Genomic DNA, 16,525 nt, shown 5'->3' with positions numbered 1-16,525 from the left:
TGTAAGCCATTAATTAATCTACCTTTCTCTTTTTACCACTTTCGGCGCGTTTTTTGTTTTCACTCTGAACATAAACCGTGTCGGTGGTGGCCATACTCGCATGACCTAAATCTTCTGAAATATCTTTAAGAGGGCGACCCCGTTCTATTTCCATACTCGCCCCGGTATGCCTTAACCAATGAGCAGACGCCTCTTTGAGTTTTAGTGCTCTATTTTCTCCTTCCGTTTTTCGCATATTATCATGAGCTTGGTCAAAGACACTTTGTACTAAACGCCGTAAATGCCGAGAAGTCATACCGCCTTGACCTCGTACTTTTTCAACAAGAATCGAGTTTTCATTACTCGAAGGTAAGCCTAACAAACCACGAGAAGATCGATAACGCGCTAAAAACGGTAAAAAATCGATAGGTACGGTAATATCACGTAATTTACGACTTTTACCAAACACTTTTAACCACCAGTTTTCATCATCATCTTGCCAAAAATGTCCCATAGTCGGTGACCAGTTAGGGCGTTCAGATAGCTCTGATATTCTTAAAAATAGAGTTTTCAAAGCAGCTATTACAAATAAATTACGTTCAAACAATGGGTTTTCATCAGCCATTTCAACTGCGGTATCTAAAACATATTGCCATTGACTAGCCGTTAAGCGTTTAATTTCTTTTACTTGTGAGTCAATGATAAAGTGCCGGCAATCTTTTTTAGCGATTTGTGCTGGATTTCCAATACAAAAATCTTCCGCCATTAAATAGTTATAAAAAACGATAATGGCGGTAAACATGGATGACAGTGTTTGTTGTGATGGGCGATATTTTTTCTTATCAATGATGTATTGCGTTTTTTGACTTTTAGGTGCTTGAATTTTATATGGAAACCAATGCTCGTTAGCAGATGAATAACCATTGCTGATTTTAAAACGCTCTTGATTGGATGTGCCAATCCAAGACACTGGTGGTTGCCAACAAAAGTCAGCATATTCAAGTAAGTCTGATTTACGTAATTGGTCTATGGGTTTTTTCTTTTCAATAAATGACCAAAGAAGAAACCGTTCAACGTCATTTCTAAAGCGATCATAAGTATGGTTTGATTTGTTTCTACCAATATAAGTAAGAAAAATTTTACCCCAGTTAAATTGCTCAAGCCACCAGGGTTCGTTTGAAGAAAAAATTTTATCTAATTCAGGGTAATCTTCAAAATCAAAATCACATAAATCAAGGTAAGGCGGATATAAAGGAACAGGGTGGTTTAGTGACATGATAAGTTTACTATTTAGTCGTTATTACAAAATCAGGACTACAGTTTAATATTTTCAATGCGCTATAGCCATTATTAGCTGCATATACTTGTAATATATTGAAAAGTGGCAGTTATGATTACCAATTCTTCTTTATCTAATCTACTACGCTTCGCTAATATAATGTTATTATCATCCTTACAATTACCCTTAGTGCTATAACGCTCGCTTATGGTATGGAATGAAACGCTGTATGGCATAGTTAAGAGCAGGGCACATTATTATCCTGTTTGGTGCAAGTTATCTCATGTGCTTAGGTTATACACACGGAAAAAAGTTAGGTTTAAATGAATGATAAATAAAGATTTTATTAAAGAGTGTCGATTATATATAGGGTTGCCGACAACCGCTTTACCTTTTAAAGATATGTTTTTAGGCTCGTTAGCCGCCTTAATAGCTACACTGGGCGTTATATATTTTTCGCAATTATTGTTGGAATATATTAATGTCGCTAATCATGTTCCTTATAATATTTTTGTTTTAACCTCGATAGCGGCGACATCAGTTTTAGTGTTTGCTGTGCCACATGGCGCACTTTCTCAACCATGGCAAGTTATTGGGGGCCATCTAGTTAGCGCTTTCGTTGGCGTATTATGCTGGAAATATTTTGGCGATAACTTGATGGTAGCAGCAGCCATGTCAGTGTCGTTGGCGATATTATTAATGTCTTATTTTAGATGTATACATCCGCCAGGTGGTGCGACAGCTTTAGGCGCCGTGTTGGGTGGTGAGGCTATTCATCATTTAGGTTTTACTTATATATTATTTCCTACATTATTTAATTGTATTATTGTTGTTTTAGCCGCGGTTATTCTTAACTATCCATTTATTTGGCGACGTTATCCATCACATGTTTATTTTAAAAATAGCCAAGTAGCGCAAATATCACCCGGTGATCGAGAAAATGAAGTAACCATTGAAGATTTTATGAAATCTATCAGTGAACATGGTTCATATATTGATATCACGGATGAGGGTTGGGTTGAAATTTTTGAAAATGCCAAACGCCATGCTGAATTAGATCATGAACACCCAACACAGGTTCAATTAGGTTTAGCATACAGTAATGGTAAAATTGGTAAAAAATGGCAAATCAGAGAAGTATTATCTATTGAAGATAAAAACATCGTTAAGTTTGAAATTGTTGCTGGTAATAATGCGAGTTTATTTGGGCAATGTACAGTTAAAGAATTTCTTCAGTGGGCAAAGTTTAGCGTTGATAAAAATACCTTTGGCGTTTGGACCAGAAAACCGATGGATGCTTAAATTAAATAGCTAAGTTAATCATTAATCAAAAAGCTAACTAAAATATATCTGTACTAATTTAATTGTTGGAATATAACTTCAGTAGCTTTATGTTTTTAATCAGTTATATATGTATAACTGATTAAAAACATAATTGAAAAGTTAAACAGCGCTATTGTAAATCAATATGACTAACAGCTAACGTAAATCAAATTAGCGTATCAACGGCAGAAAGTCTCATATAAATGACAATGCCCACCATGTCCGATACTGAAGAGTATCGGACATAGTGGGCTGGTTAGATTATAGGGTGGTTGTCCCTGTCGTTATGCGGATTAAAAAAGTTTTAAAATTATGCTTTTAACTGAGTTCAGTTGCTCAATTTATTTAAAAGCGTTAACTTAGTTTTAATAATGTTAATGCCAGTTTATGCGCAACGATATGTTCTTGCTTAAGTGTTTTTTGCCTTTGGCAACCTACCGTGAATATGTTTTGCCAATCGCTTTTTTTTTCTTGTTGTTCGGTCAGTGTTCTTTGTAAGAATTTAATAGCAAGGTTTTGTTCAAACCATTCTTTTTCAGTACCCTTAAGTTCTTGTAAAGTATTTATATACTCATCGATACTTTTAATCGTTAACCAATAATCAGCATGACTGGTTATGGCTATTTCAATACCTTTTGGATCAACATCACTAAAGCAGACTCTTTTATGATGTTCAAAACGGCGGAAAAATTGATAAGCTGTTCCTGTGTGCTGCTGCTTTTTTATATCACCTCGGTATACCCACAAAGCTTCTGTAAGCTCTTCAGCGTGTGACGCTAAATTAAGTGCCGATAAATTTGCCATAACAGCAAGATTTTCTACCAATATAATGGTTTTATGTTCTATGGTGATAATATCATCAGCCTTAACATAAATGCCCAGTGACGTTAATGGCGCTAGCTCAAGGCTTTTTTGGTTAATATTAATTTTGGATAAACTGTTAATTAATATAAAATCTTTACTAACGGCATAACTATTATCTTTTTCACTTCGATTGTTCGCGGCGTTAGTCTCTCTGCTTTGTTTATCCGGATAAGCATCGTGCCTTATATCAACACCAAGACTACTTTTAATTTCTTCACTCAGGGCTAAAATATTTTCAAGACTAAACGATAACCATTGTTTGCTGAGGTCGAATTGACCAAAATTATAATCTTCATATAATTTGGTTGTGAGCACAGAATTTTTTATCTGACCGCCCTGCCGACTTTTTTGTAACTTATCTTGAGTGAAATCATAAAGCTGCTTATTCATTTATTTTTGTCACCTGACATTGCTTAACTAAGTTGTCATTAAAATATTCACGAGATTTTAGCCCAGCTTTTCTTTGTTGGCTGCTAATTCAATAACGACATCACTATAACTATAATTATCAGTGGTACCGTTAACAGGTACACCTTTCATTTTTATATTCAGTGCACTTTGCTGGGCGCTCGTTAATTTGCAGTAACAACTAAAAACTAATTCAATCCAAGCTTTCGGGGCAATACTCTGCTGTTCTAGCAACCAATCATGTTGAAACTCTTGAAAAAAACTAAGTGCAGACACCGAGCTGTTATTGATAATAACGTGTTCGAATAATAATTCCGTTTGTTGTTCAAAAAAATCTTCTTCAACGGCCATTTTTTCAATGGGCTTGTAACTGACTTCACTACTTTCTCTGACCTTAATTGATTGTACAACCGCTTGTTTACGTAACGCTTGTATTAATTCTAGTAACGGTTGTTCAATCTCAGTTTGCTTAGTATCCACATAACTACGCAGCGGCATTGGCGGCGAATACTTTAAGGTTTCAGGTAAGTTTGGTAGTTCAAAAAGATTTTCATCAAGGTCAAACTCTGGACGTTTACGTAAAAAACGCGCCATATTACGCAACTGACTGGCTTGTTTTTCATCACGACGTAAACGAAATAAACTAATACGCATGTTATCAATAATCAAACGTAGTTTAGGTAATATCTGATTATACCAATAAACAAAGCGCGATATTTTACGAGCAAATTCATTTGGACAAGGCCAATCTAGCCAATCGTAGCAATCTTGCGGATCAATTTGTTGTAATTCATTCAGCAGTTTTTGCGCATGTGATAAGTAGCGTTCGTTTTGGCGTATTTTATTAGATAAACTATTTACAAAACCAAACTGACTAACAATAGCAAAGTGCATGGTATCAAGGTTGTTATTAAAATTATCTTTTACCTCATAGAGTAAATCATCGAGTTGATCTAGATAATATTCGGCATCTTCTTGCTCTTTAGCATCGATTGCCGCTCTATAATCTTTGGCGATATCATCAATGGCATCAATGACTTTACCCATATCGGTCAGTTGTCGATAACTGGACTGCTTACGCATGAGTCGATTTAGCATACGCTTAAAATCGGTGGTTACTCGGTACTCGCCAGGAGATTCATCAGGTCTGATCAAGCCTGATTTATGTAATAAATTTAAAGTGTTAGCATCTTGCTCGTCACTCGCAATTGAGCCATATACATAGGTATTAGCGAGTAATTCATTGTAGGCGCCAATTTGTCTAAGTAAGGTGGCAACTTGTGCAGTATCAAAACCAGCCATTAGAAGAGTAGCTCATCTTGTTGACTTTTTTCTTGCTCAGGTAAGCTGACTAACTCGGCATCGTTTAAGAATTCAATCAATAAATAAATTAAATCAAAACGCGCCGTCGCATAATATCGACTACTACCGGTATTTTTGCGAACAAAGTACTGCATTTCTTCGAGCTTTTGAAAAACCATCACCAGTTGTTCACGCGTTTCGGTTTTATTGGTTTTAAAAGGCTTGATAGACGTTAGGCGTCGTAGCTGCTCGCTCAAGGTTTGATCATGCTCAAAGGGTTCAAATAACTCGTTGATATTGAGAACAGATTTAGCGCGAATAGGTAAATCTGCTTGCGTAGCTGTTAACAATAAGTCTAAAAATTCAACTAAGGGTCTAAACGTGCCGCGCATTTCACTGAATAATTGGCTTAGCTCATGTTGATTACTTTCATCTACTTGGTTAAATGTACAGTAATAGGCGTCAGCACTATCAAGGTAGGTGAGTTTTCTATCTAAATTGGATAAAAAATCATTTACTTTATCATGCTGACTTTCCGCTTTTAAATATAAATACTCTGCTTCGTAAGCGGTTTGACAAATAACAGCGCCACAAAGTAGCTTTTGAATACTTTGTTTAAACATTAACTTAACTCCCCTGCTATTTTTTGTGGTGACTGCGGACCACGGTTTTTGTCTAAGTCTTGTAAGGTATCGGCCGTTATACTTGTGGCTATTGACGTTTTATTACGTTGTGCTAATAACTCATCTAAACGTGATTGTGGAATATCAGCATGATAAATTTTATTATCTTTGAGTTTATAGTGACGATGGTATAACGATAAAATATGACGATCTGTCGATGGAGAAGCAGATAACATACTAATATGATTGTCATTAAACATTTTTAGTAATAGGTCTATATTTTCTGCCGCTAGTTCACCTAATTCATCTACGGGTAAAATTACTTGGCTAGCATGCTTGCTGTCACCGCGTAGCATCGCCAATAAACCAGCAAATAATGACAACATAGCTAAATAAGATAAGCCGGTTGAACTCACTTTTTTAAGTTGTTTAGCATTACGCGCATGTTTTACCTGACCTTTTTCGACAATGGTAAACTCTAAATCAAACAAATTGTTGTGCGCTAAAACAAAGCCTTCATTGGGTAAGTAATTAGCTAATTTTTGCATAGCAAACACTAAATCATCAGGTACTTCGCCAATACCATCACGTAATTGATCTTTATAACGCTCAAACACTTCAGCAAACTTTTGCAATGGTCCCCAGTAATCGAGCTCTTCTTGCTTCATTACAGTGGTAACATTAATATCAGCTAGTGCTTCAAAGTGTGCCAACGCGGTGACTTTTGTTGATAATAATCGACCAATACGTTTTATATTGCGACCAAAGTTTTCAATATGCTGATAAAACTCGTTGATCATGGTGGCATTGACGGTGACTAGTTGATAGGTACTTTGCTGCTTTTGATCGGCACTATTTAATAACTCGCTGATAGGCTCACGATATTTAAAGAGCGTCTTAGCACCCGCATAATTATCATTATCGTGTAATAGTTTTTGCCAGTTTTCAAATAACTCACTACCGGAATGTTCTTTTCTAAAGCGTTCACTAAACGTGGTTAGCTGACTGGTTAAACGTTTTTCAATGGTTTTAAATTGTTGGTAATAATCTTGGAAAAAACTGACGGTTAAATCTGCTTGATTTGCAGGCTCTTGCTGACAAAGCTCGCTGGAAACAGCTGACATTTCACCTAAACGTTTATTATCGTTAAGTTGTACTAATAAATCATCCGTTGCTTGTTTTGCTAAATTATTTTTTTTAATTAACAGTTTTAGCTCGTTAATTTTTGTCGTTAGCGCAACACGATTATCTTCATAATTTGATTCAAGATTGCGTTTGATGATTTTTCTATTTTGATTTTCTTCAGCCAAGGCATCACGATGACAATAACGTTCATTCATAAAACTGTTATAGTCGCGCGCCTTTTGTGAAAATACCGCACATTGTTGTAAGTTTTTCTCTAACATCACTCGTTTCGCAATACGCTTGTCAACTTCACCTTCGGGGTCTAGCTTTTCAATGTCGCTCGCTTGTTGTTTTTTAAGATCAGCTAAACGCTGCTTAGTATTACTCAGTAACGTTGCATGTTGCTCTGTTAATAGTGCGAGCTGATTGTCTCGGTCACTTTCAATCACCATGCTTTTTTCTAACTTATCGTTAGTGAGATCATGTAATTGTTCTGCTTTGTTTTCTTCAAAGCTATGCTGCTTTTTCTCAAGCGCTTTTAGTTGCTGCGTAAAATTGTGTATTTGGCTTTCTATAATTTGGCGATGCTCTTTAATAGCCCGTTGTTTTTTTATCGCTAAGTTTTGTTGTTGTGTTTGTAGCTGGCCTAAGGTGAGTTTTTGTTGGTTGAGGCTTTGTGTATGCTCAGAAACGTTAATTTTTAGCTGGCTACTATCTTTGGCAACCACTTTTAGTTGTTCATCGAGTTGTGTAATTGCATTCGTTTGTGTTTGTAATTTAGTTTCAATTGCTTGACGCTTGTCACGCAGCTGCGCTTCATCTAAAAATAAAGAGTCATCACAAGGCAGTTGCTGTAAATCAATCGATAAACCATAAAGGCTGGGCGATATTTGCTTAGCATTTGCGTTAGCTGTTAACCATTGAGGGTTTAAATCAGTTCTTGATAATTGTTCAGTGGTGAGTAAGCGACCAATGTTATCTTGCCAGTTAACTGCTTGCGGTTCATTAATAAGATAATGATGTAAAGATCCCGTTTGTGGCAGTAACTGTAACTCAACCTGATGGTAATCTTGGCGTAATTGTTCAAGATAGCGGTTAATCTCACTGCGCTGAGTAAGGTATTGGTGTTGCTTTTTTTCTAACTGGTATTGTTGTTTTTGTAATACTGATTCTTGTTGTACTAGCTGATTATAGTTGTGTTGAGCATGGGTTAAGGCATCATTATTATGTTCTATATCGGTAGATAATTGTGGCGGTATGCTAGGCTGAGCAAGTTGTTGCTTAGCCGTATCAACTTGATGCTGTATTATTTGCTGGTCTTTTTGCAGCTTGAGTTCTTCTTTGTGCAATTGTGCACTAAGCGCGTGCTCTTGTTGATGAAATACGTCATTAATACGAGATAATTTTTCTGTAGACTCTGCAGTGATCCGCGCGGCTTTTTCTTTATTACTGTTAATGCCTTTGAGTTTTTCTACTTCTATTTGCTGGATAAGCTTATCGAATTTTTGCCCTATTTTACTGATATTACCTTCAAAAGCATCAATAACGGCAATAACTTCATTCAACTCGGCTTGAATTTGTGACGCTTGCTCTGCTTTAAGTTGATAACTACTGGCATCATCTTCATCAAAATTAAGCTTATCGGCATCAAGTAATTCTATTTTACTTAAATCTGCTTCAATTTTAGCAATAAGGTTAAATTTTTCCTTGTTAAACTGCTCAGTTAACGTAGTTAATTCATGATCAAGTTTATTTTTTGTTTCACTACTGGTTTTTTTAAGGGTATCCCTTTCTTGCTGTTTTAGTTCAAGACGAGCTTGGTGAGCAATTATTTCGGCATGAAGGTGTTGTAACTTATTGACCAAACTAGCAAAGGCGCTAAAATCATTTTGCCAGATAGCAATTTTATCAGCGACTTTTTTGATGGCACGACTGGCCTGAATATCAGCAAGCCAGTTAGTAATATCAGCTTTATTTAAACTGAGTTGTTCTTTTTCATCAAGGCTATCACGGGCAAGATGATCGCTAGCAATGGCGACTAACATACGCTTAACCGCTTCAAAATCTAGATTTTTTTCTATGGTGCCGTTAATAACTTTATCAATATGTGGGCAAGCTTGTTCACTAAAGGAAAAGCGATTTTGCAGTAATCTTATTTCTTTGTGCTTACGACCGCTGCGCAAGTTTTGTATCACTTGACGGTATTTATCTATACCTAAAAACTTAGAGCTTTCTTTACCTATATTACGATAATTTCTTTCTATTTCGCTAATAGTAAACGGTTTAGCTTTACTGTCTTTACCTGTAACTGAAGGGTTCACAGTCGTATTACTACCCGCTGTGCTAGCAATAAAATATTGACTATCGTACGCTGCATCAATAAATTTAAAATGTACACCTCTGCCATCACTCGTCGCTAATACTTGGCATTTTTGCCCAAAGGGTCGGCAGTATTCATACACCAAAATACTGGACTCACGCGGTAAATAAAAGTCAGCAAAGTTTTTTGCCTGATCAACCTTACTAACAATATCGCTAGGTCGCATACCATAAAAAAGTGGTAACAAGCGCATTAATGAGGTTTTACCTGCGCCGTTAGTTCCTTCAAGTTGAGTGTGGCCCGTTAGGTCAAGTTCGTTAACTTGACCTTGCCAAAAACTGTCGATAATTATAATGCGTAACAGCGAATAGCCATGTTCTGCCATAGTGTGACCTTAGGAGAGTTTTGTAATATAGGTAAATTGATAGCTATTCTTATGTAACAGCTATCGATAAAGTGCGTATTATTTGAAAGATGTTACTAGTGTTAAATAGCTATAACAATCATTATTGCGGTTATATCAGCGGTTGTATTTTTAATACTAGCGCGGGATCAATTTTTACATTAAACCAGTTTATTCGCCAGTCTAAATGCGGGCCTGTTGCCCTGCCACTTTCACCAACAGCCGCAACTATATCACCTTGTTTTACTTTATCACCTTGTTTTACATAGGTATTACTTAAATGTAAAAAGGTTGAGCTAACGCCCTGACCATGATCAATAATCATAGTGCCGCCGGAGTAAAACATATCTGGTACCCAAAGTAATACGGTACCAGACGCTGGAGCTTTGACCGGATCACCGATTTTACCTGCGTAATCTAAACCAAAATGTGGATTTTTAGGCACGCCATTATAAATACGTTGACTACCATAAACACCGGTAATAGTACCTTCAATTGGCGCAATAAAACCTTGTGCAAAATAAGTGAAATCACTGGCAACTTTTCGCGCTGCTTTTACTTGCTTACTATCTTGTCGAGCTCGAGCAACCGATTTTGGATTAGGCTGCATAATGCTTTTTTTAATGCCCTCAATACGCTGAATATTATAACTGCGTTTTTCTGGCGTTAAGGTTTTCGCTACCCGGTCGCCATTAACGGATGTGATCACTAATTGATAGCTTTTTTTATCATCGCGGGAAAAGCCAAAGGTGTAATCACCCTTAGCTGATACGGTAATTGCCTTACCATTTAACGTGACGGTATTACCAGGTAGTGTTTTGCCAACCATTAAACCACCCTGTTTAATTTCACCCGTCAATACAATATTTTTTCTAGCTTGAGCCTCTGTGACTTTACTGGGTAAAATATTGTATTGCGCTAGCGCTTTATTAGCGCTGGCAGCAAAACTTGCTACCAATGCTAAGGTGATTAGCGTATTGCTTAAGGTCTTATTTAAGCTTGTGTTTAAAGTATTATTTATTTTTTTCTTTAAAGGTAAAGTTAAATAAGTAGCAACAACATTAACCATGAACAATTGCCCCCTTTGCAACACCTTCATAAGCAACAACTTTTACATTTTTATCAGTAAGCTCGCTAAATTCAGCTTTTAACTGTCTTAAAATAAAGTCAGCTAATAATTCTACCGTTGAGTCGCAATCAACCACATCAAGTACCTTGGTATCAACAGCAATATCGAAACGACCTTGAGGTGCATGGTAACTAAAATATTGATGTTCCGGCGTTAAGTTACTTATCGCATGAGTAGATAGTTGAATATCTTTAGCAGCAACTCTATCGTTTTCACTGGCAATATAAATATCTTGCCAACGTTTACACCAATAAGCTTCTAACTTAGCATCTCTTTTATCATCGACAAATATTTTGATTTTAGAGCGATGACCATGAGCAATGCGTTGGCAGTTGCCATCATGGAGTTTTAAACCATGGGTATAGTGGTAATAATCACTTTGAATATCTTCAGGGCGTAACACTAAGGTTAAGCCTTGCACATTACTAGGTAGTTTAGCCATAATAATAGCGGTTAAGTGCTTAGTGACTTCAGCAATGGTTATCTGTAAACAATCTATTGAAGCAAAAGCACACGCCGGTGATTGTAAATAATAATTTGCCACATCACTATTAAAATCAATAACTTGATGGCCATCGTTATGTGGCGAATCAGCCAGTGTTAATGCTTTTTCTTGAATAGGCAATACCAATTTATGATCAACAGCATCGTCTATAATGGCTTTTATTTGCTTTTTTACCACAGCAAAGTCAAGCACCATACTCATTTCGTTTAACGAACCATCGAGTAATACATCTACAATCCAGCTCTCACCAACAATACCGCGCTGTTTACACAGGTATGAAAAATCTATCACGGTAAGATTATCGACAAATAATTGCATTTTTTTCCTTAATTTAACTTTTAGATCTTAGGGACTATTGTAACATGGTCAATGAAATACAGTTGCATGTAGACCTAATTATCATTGACCTTTTTTATGGGTAGATTGGCATTGATGCCGTCAAGTAACTAGCTTAAAAATTTTTACTTGCTATTAAAAAAATAATTAAGCTTCTACTGTCCACAAAATATCTTCACTAGCGCGAACAGGTACAACAACATCATCACCAAAGTTCATCGTTGCTGGTACTTGCCATGATTTTTTAACCAGGGTAATTTTATCAGTACTTACGGGTAATTGATAAAAAGTTGCACCATTAATACTGGCAAATGCTTCTAACTTATCCAGCGCATTTTCTTGCTCAAATACCTCAGCATACAATTCAATCGCTGCAAAAGAAGAATAAACACCAGCACAACCACAAGCTGTTTCTTTGGCTTGTTGTACATGTGGCGCAGAATCTGTACCTAAAAAGAATTTTTTGTTACCACTGGTTGCAGCAGCTCTTAATGCTTGTTGATGAATATTACGTTTTAAAATGGGTAAACAGTAATAATGTGGACGGATACCACCAACTAGCATGTGATTACGGTTATACAATAAATGATGGGCGGTAATAGTAGCGCCAATGTTATCACCAGCAGCGATCACAAAATCTACCGCATTTTTAGTGGTAATGTGCTCTAAAACAATTTTAAGATTTGGGTATTTAGCCACGAGTGGCGCTAAAATAGTATCAATAAATACTTGCTCTCTATCAAAAATATCAATATCAGCGGTGGTGACCTCGCCGTGTACTAATAATGGCATTTCAACCGATTGCATAGCCGCAAATACGTCTGACAGTTTATCAACATTGGTTACACCTGATGAAGAGTTGGTTGTAGCACCTGCAGGATATAGTTTTGCTGCATAAACTAAGCCTGATTCTTTCGCCGCAATAATATCTTCTGTGCTGGTGTTATCTGTTAAATACAAGGTCATTAATGGCTTGAAATGTGCACTTGGTGCTTGTGCCATAATGCGCTCATAATAGCTTTTAGCTAATGCGGCATTAGTGACTGGCGGCACTAAATTTGGCATAACAATAGCGCGACCAACATAACGGCTAATGTCTGTTACGGTATCTTTTAAGACCTTACCATCACGTAAATGTACGTGCCAATCGTCAGGACGAGCAATCGTTATGGTATTATTTGTTTGAGTATTTAGCGCATTACTTGTATTTGTCATGTTTAAATTCCAATGGTTATAAGGACAGCAATATGAAGTAGGATATTTCACTACATTGCTGTTTTAACTATATTATTTATGCTTTAAAGCATATTAATTAATGAGTAACGCGTAACTAAATAGTAACGCGTTACTGTTGTGTGCTGTAGTGGTAGACAGTATTAATAACGTTTAAATCGCACTACTATTTTTGATTGTTAATCACTCTCGCCACTTGTCGTATTCTCACCTTCGAGCAGTGCCATTAACTGCTCTTTTAAATTAGGAGGGACTTTATAAATAGTTAATGAGTCATTATGAGGATTGTAAACGACGTCTTCACCAAAGTGGCTACGTTCAAAACTTAAGCTTATACCGTTGCCATAACCCGAGTATTTTGTGATTTTGTTAACCACGGCTTGCTCGTGCGGAAATGACTCTTCAATAGGATAAGATTGTGTTTGGCAAAACTGATAAAAGTCTTGCTTTGATCCCGCGCTTTCAATAACTTTCCCTACTTCTTGTAGTGACACATCTTGAGAGCTAGCTTTTTGCTCTTTACAATAATTTAGTAAGTCTTTGCGTGTTTTTTGTTTTTCGCTGGCGTCTAGTTGATTAACCGCGACATAGTCTTCAACTGCTTGCACTAATGTTTGCGTTTGCTCTTTCGCATTTAACCCTTCTTCACAACCTAAGAAGTCTAAAAAGAAGTCTGAGACTTTACGACCCGCTCTACCTTTGACAAACGATATATAACGATTACCATGAGCATTGTCTTTATAATCAAATAAATCAATGCGCGCCGCAAGTTGTAACTTAGTGGTATCTAAGTGTTGGGCTGCTGAAATATTGAGCTCGCCATCAACACTGTAATGTTCGGATACCGGTATCACGGCAACAAATAAGTAACGACCGCCCATGTATTCATAATGACATAAGACAAAATAACCAGTTTCTTCTATATCATACTTATCTATTTCATTTTTTAATACGTTACCGGCTTGGGTACTAAAAGCATAAAAGTTTTGCTGTTCGGTTAAATAACTTTCCATTAGATCAATAAAGCGCGCTGAATCACCTTCGCTTGGCATGGATGAAAAGCTCCCATAAGCCTTACTACCTTTAGCATTATAAATGGCATGTAAACCATCAACAAAGTTAGTGATTTTTACATTTTCTTCGCTAAAGTTAGTATTTTCAGGCCCTAGGCGAAGTATCACTTCGCCTGTTTCTTCTTTTTTAGATAAAAAATGTAGTGCAATATTTTTAATTATTAAGCTCATATGATTATTATGTTCAGTTACCTAGGTTAATTAATGTGAGAGTTATCGCCGCAACGACCGTTATTTTTACATAAGGTATATATTAAAGTGTGCAGGCATTTGATAAACTAGAGGAATTAAATTTATCATTAACGAAAACTATTATTATGCCTATTGTATCTAAATATTCGAACGAACGTGTAGAAAAAATTATCCAAGATTTATTGGATGTGTTAGTAAAAGAAAAAGCAACACCAGATTTAGCGCTGATGTGTTTAGGTAACGCAGTCACTAACATTATTGCCCAAGTGCCTGAAAGTAAACGTGCTGCGGTTGCAGAGAACTTTACTAAAGCATTAAAACAATCTATTTAAGTCCCTCTTTTACTTTTACTCGCACAAGAAGAATTATCATCAATGGTTTCATTTGATACAAAAAGTTACAGCAAAAAACTATTACATTTGATCAGTTGGAGCCATTGGTTCACATTTTTCAATATTTTAGCAGCAATTGCTCTCTCCTCTTACTATTTATTTAGTGAAACTGCACCGACAACATTTTTTGGCCAAGTTTACTTAATCACCACTTGGGTCAGTCATATTGCCTTTTTAACCTTTATGAGCTTTGTTTTAGTGTTATTTCCATTAACATTGATACTACCTCACACTCGCTTTATTAGAGCCAGTGGCGCTATCATTTTTGCTATTGGTTTATTGTTACTGATATTAGATGGCTTTATTTATAGTCGCTTGGGCTATCATTTAAGTGCTTCTTCTAGTGGACAAATAATCAGTTTACTACAAGAGATTGCCTCTCAAAACAGCCTATTTTATACCATCAGTGGCTCACTCATTATCATTATTGTCGGCTTTGAATTTATTGTTAGTAATTATGCGTGGAAACATTTAAAGCAATTACAAAAAACGGTCTTTGCTCGCTATGTTATTTTAGCCTTAGTGGTGTCATTTTTCTTTAGCCATCTTAGTCATATTTGGGCAGATGCTAATCTAGATTATGACATTTTGCGCCAAGATACTGCTTTACCTTTGTCTTACCCGGCAACAGCGAAAACCTTATTAACCAAATATGGTTTGTTTAATATTGATGATTATATAGAGCGTAAAAATAGTCCGTTATCGTTTAGTCATGCTATTCCTAACTACCCAACACTTGCTCCTGGTCTTTGCCCAAGTGAAAACGCCGATAAAGCACCAACTAACTCAACCTTTTTAGTGTTAACTGAACAACAATTATCAACGACACAATTAAATCAATTTATCCGTAGAGCCAGTGCTAGCAGCTTACATTTAACTAATAATATTGATACGGGTCTTAATGATGACGCTTGGTTTAACCTGCTTTATTCATTACCCAGTATTTATCAGCAAGATATTTTAAAACAAGGTATTAAACCTCTGTTGTTTCAAGGGATTGAGCAACAACAGCTAGCAACAAGTTTAACGGTTATTTCAGATGAGTTTGCAACAAACGAGGCGGTAACTAAGGCTGCTGTGAGTGACTCATTAAACGGTGGCTCTGTAGCAAGTAGCATTGGCGATAGTGAACCGCGCTGGTTTGAAGCCTTATTTAGTGAGAAAACCACATTAGAAAATATTTCAAGTTTATTGTTTGCTGAAAAGCTAACCAACAAAGCCCGCGGGTTACATATTATTTACTTTAAAAATAGTCATGCAATTGATGCGAACAAACAAGTTAAAAATAATAACCAATATCAATTTGAATTATTTGTTGATGCCTTACTACTTGCACAAAAGCAACGAAAGCAAAAAGATATTATTTGGATAAGTTCAATTGGCAATGAAAATAACGACACTCGCTTAAACACCAAACCGGCGTTATTTATTTACCCACAAACAGCTAAAACAACACATACTAATGTCAGCTTTAACACTAGCAACATGGATTTACAACCTACCTTAATAAAGCAATGGTTAGGGTGTAACGTTACTGGTTATAGCAATGGTAGCCATTTGCCTAGCTTGAATAAAGATAGAGTGATTGCTAATACAACAGATAAAGGCATTATTATATTTGATAAAGATAAATCGGTATTTGTTGATCAAAATGGCAACTTTCAAAGCTACTCACGTCAATTTTCATCACCGATAACAGTAAATCCTGACTTTCCATTAATGATTGATGGCGTACACTTTATTAAGCGCTTTACCTTGCAAGAGAAACAATAACACAACAGGTAATGCAATAAAGAAAATCTTTATTGCACTAATATCGAGTAATTGTTAGCCGTTTAGAGCATTACCGTTAACAATTAATATAATTAGCATTGCATTACGCTGATAAATCGTTATTATACAAAGGATAAACTCATTAACCCCTAGAGTTTATGTTGTCGGGATATAGCGCAGCTTGGTAGCGCGTGCGCCTGGGGGGCGTGAGGTCGCAAGTTCGAATCTTGCTATCCCGACCAAATAAAACAAAACAAAATAAAAAA

At 36.3% G+C, this 16,525-nt stretch carries 12 protein-coding genes and 1 tRNA gene; 4 read left to right on the top strand and 9 right to left on the bottom strand.

The window, feature by feature from the left end; translation table 11 throughout:
* Positions 1-13 precede the first annotated feature (13 nt).
* On the bottom strand, positions 14-1,255 hold the full coding sequence (locus FCS21_RS11625; protein ID WP_138623557.1) for a tyrosine-type recombinase/integrase: 1,242 nt from the start codon (positions 1,253-1,255) through the stop codon (positions 14-16).
* 330 nt (positions 1,256-1,585) lie between these two features.
* Here FCS21_RS11625 and FCS21_RS11620 point away from each other — a divergent pair, with 330 nt between their 5' ends.
* Positions 1,586-2,560, top strand: a complete 975-nt coding sequence (locus FCS21_RS11620; RefSeq protein ID WP_138623555.1) for an HPP family protein — start codon at positions 1,586-1,588, stop codon at positions 2,558-2,560.
* Between the two features lie 375 nt (positions 2,561-2,935).
* Here the strand turns inward: FCS21_RS11620 and FCS21_RS11615 are convergent, their stop codons facing one another.
* From FCS21_RS11615 to yejK, 8 genes are all read right to left on the bottom strand, one after another.
* Positions 2,936-3,835 (bottom strand): DUF7281 domain-containing protein, encoded by a 900-nt coding sequence (locus FCS21_RS11615; RefSeq protein ID WP_138623553.1) that lies wholly within the window; start codon positions 3,833-3,835, stop codon positions 2,936-2,938.
* Positions 3,836-3,892: 57 nt separating this feature from the next.
* Positions 3,893-5,155, bottom strand: a complete 1,263-nt coding sequence (locus FCS21_RS11610; RefSeq protein ID WP_138623551.1) for a hypothetical protein — start codon at positions 5,153-5,155, stop codon at positions 3,893-3,895.
* Positions 5,155-5,778 (bottom strand): hypothetical protein, encoded by a 624-nt coding sequence (locus FCS21_RS11605; RefSeq protein ID WP_138623549.1) that lies wholly within the window; start codon positions 5,776-5,778, stop codon positions 5,155-5,157. Before FCS21_RS11605 ends, FCS21_RS11610 begins: the two co-directional genes overlap by 1 nt.
* Positions 5,778-9,608, bottom strand: a complete 3,831-nt coding sequence (locus tag FCS21_RS11600; RefSeq protein WP_138623547.1) for an ATP-binding protein — start codon at positions 9,606-9,608, stop codon at positions 5,778-5,780. The genes FCS21_RS11605 and FCS21_RS11600 overlap by 1 nt, the downstream gene beginning before the upstream one ends.
* Before the next feature lie 130 nt (positions 9,609-9,738).
* A complete protein-coding gene (locus tag FCS21_RS11595) occupies positions 9,739-10,695 on the bottom strand; it encodes a M23 family metallopeptidase (RefSeq protein ID WP_138623544.1) in 957 nt (318 codons plus the stop codon).
* Positions 10,688-11,578 carry a 6-carboxytetrahydropterin synthase gene (locus FCS21_RS11590; RefSeq protein ID WP_138623542.1) on the bottom strand — a complete coding sequence of 297 codons (891 nt, stop codon included), beginning with the start codon at positions 11,576-11,578 and terminating at the stop codon, positions 10,688-10,690. The genes FCS21_RS11595 and FCS21_RS11590 overlap by 8 nt, the downstream gene beginning before the upstream one ends.
* A gap of 165 nt (positions 11,579-11,743) precedes the next feature.
* Positions 11,744-12,811: a dihydroorotase gene (gene pyrC / locus FCS21_RS11585; RefSeq protein WP_138623540.1), complete on the bottom strand. Its 1,068-nt coding sequence runs from the start codon at positions 12,809-12,811 to the stop codon at positions 11,744-11,746.
* Between the two features lie 197 nt (positions 12,812-13,008).
* A complete protein-coding gene (gene yejK, locus FCS21_RS11580; RefSeq protein WP_138623538.1) occupies positions 13,009-14,073 on the bottom strand; it encodes a nucleoid-associated protein YejK in 1,065 nt (354 codons plus the stop codon).
* Between the two features lie 146 nt (positions 14,074-14,219).
* On the opposite strand from yejK, the gene FCS21_RS11575 reads away from it, so the two are divergent.
* The 3 genes from FCS21_RS11575 to FCS21_RS11565 all read left to right on the top strand — a co-directional run bounded on the left by FCS21_RS11575 (position 14,220) and on the right by FCS21_RS11565 (position 16,501).
* Complete coding sequence (locus FCS21_RS11575; RefSeq protein ID WP_138623641.1) at positions 14,220-14,426, top strand: YejL family protein; 207 nt, start codon at positions 14,220-14,222, stop codon at positions 14,424-14,426.
* A gap of 42 nt (positions 14,427-14,468) precedes the next feature.
* A complete protein-coding gene (locus FCS21_RS11570) occupies positions 14,469-16,259 on the top strand; it encodes a DUF3413 domain-containing protein (protein WP_138623536.1) in 1,791 nt (596 codons plus the stop codon).
* A 165-nt stretch (positions 16,260-16,424) separates the two neighbouring features.
* Positions 16,425-16,501: transfer RNA gene (locus FCS21_RS11565), tRNA-Pro, on the top strand.
* Positions 16,502-16,525: the final 24 nt, after the last annotated feature.

This window comes from Colwellia ponticola (genome assembly GCF_005885605.1).
GTDB lineage: Bacteria > Pseudomonadota > Gammaproteobacteria > Enterobacterales > Alteromonadaceae > Colwellia > Colwellia ponticola.
The sequence above is the reverse complement of the archived record's forward strand: the minus strand, read 5'-3'. Positions and strand labels throughout refer to the sequence as shown.

Bases quoted from the DNA above. Each gene is read 5' to 3' on its own strand.
- FCS21_RS11575 (WP_138623641.1), top strand. From the start codon at position 14,220: ATGCCTATTGTATCTAAATATTCGAACGAACGTGTAGAAAAAATTATC.
- FCS21_RS11600 (WP_138623547.1), bottom strand. From the start codon at position 9,608: ATGGCAGAACATGGCTATTCGCTGTTACGCATTATAATTATCGACAGT.
- FCS21_RS11595 (WP_138623544.1), bottom strand. From the start codon at position 10,695: ATGGTTAATGTTGTTGCTACTTATTTAACTTTACCTTTAAAGAAAAAA.
- yejK (WP_138623538.1), bottom strand. From the start codon at position 14,073: ATGAGCTTAATAATTAAAAATATTGCACTACATTTTTTATCTAAAAAA.
- FCS21_RS11615 (WP_138623553.1), bottom strand. From the start codon at position 3,835: ATGAATAAGCAGCTTTATGATTTCACTCAAGATAAGTTACAAAAAAGT.
- FCS21_RS11610 (WP_138623551.1), bottom strand. From the start codon at position 5,155: ATGGCTGGTTTTGATACTGCACAAGTTGCCACCTTACTTAGACAAATT.
- FCS21_RS11590 (WP_138623542.1), bottom strand. From the start codon at position 11,578: ATGCAATTATTTGTCGATAATCTTACCGTGATAGATTTTTCATACCTG.
- FCS21_RS11570 (WP_138623536.1), top strand. From the start codon at position 14,469: ATGGTTTCATTTGATACAAAAAGTTACAGCAAAAAACTATTACATTTG.
- FCS21_RS11620 (WP_138623555.1), top strand. From the start codon at position 1,586: ATGATAAATAAAGATTTTATTAAAGAGTGTCGATTATATATAGGGTTG.
- FCS21_RS11625 (WP_138623557.1), bottom strand. From the start codon at position 1,255: ATGTCACTAAACCACCCTGTTCCTTTATATCCGCCTTACCTTGATTTA.
- FCS21_RS11605 (WP_138623549.1), bottom strand. From the start codon at position 5,778: ATGTTTAAACAAAGTATTCAAAAGCTACTTTGTGGCGCTGTTATTTGT.
- pyrC (WP_138623540.1), bottom strand. From the start codon at position 12,811: ATGACAAATACAAGTAATGCGCTAAATACTCAAACAAATAATACCATA.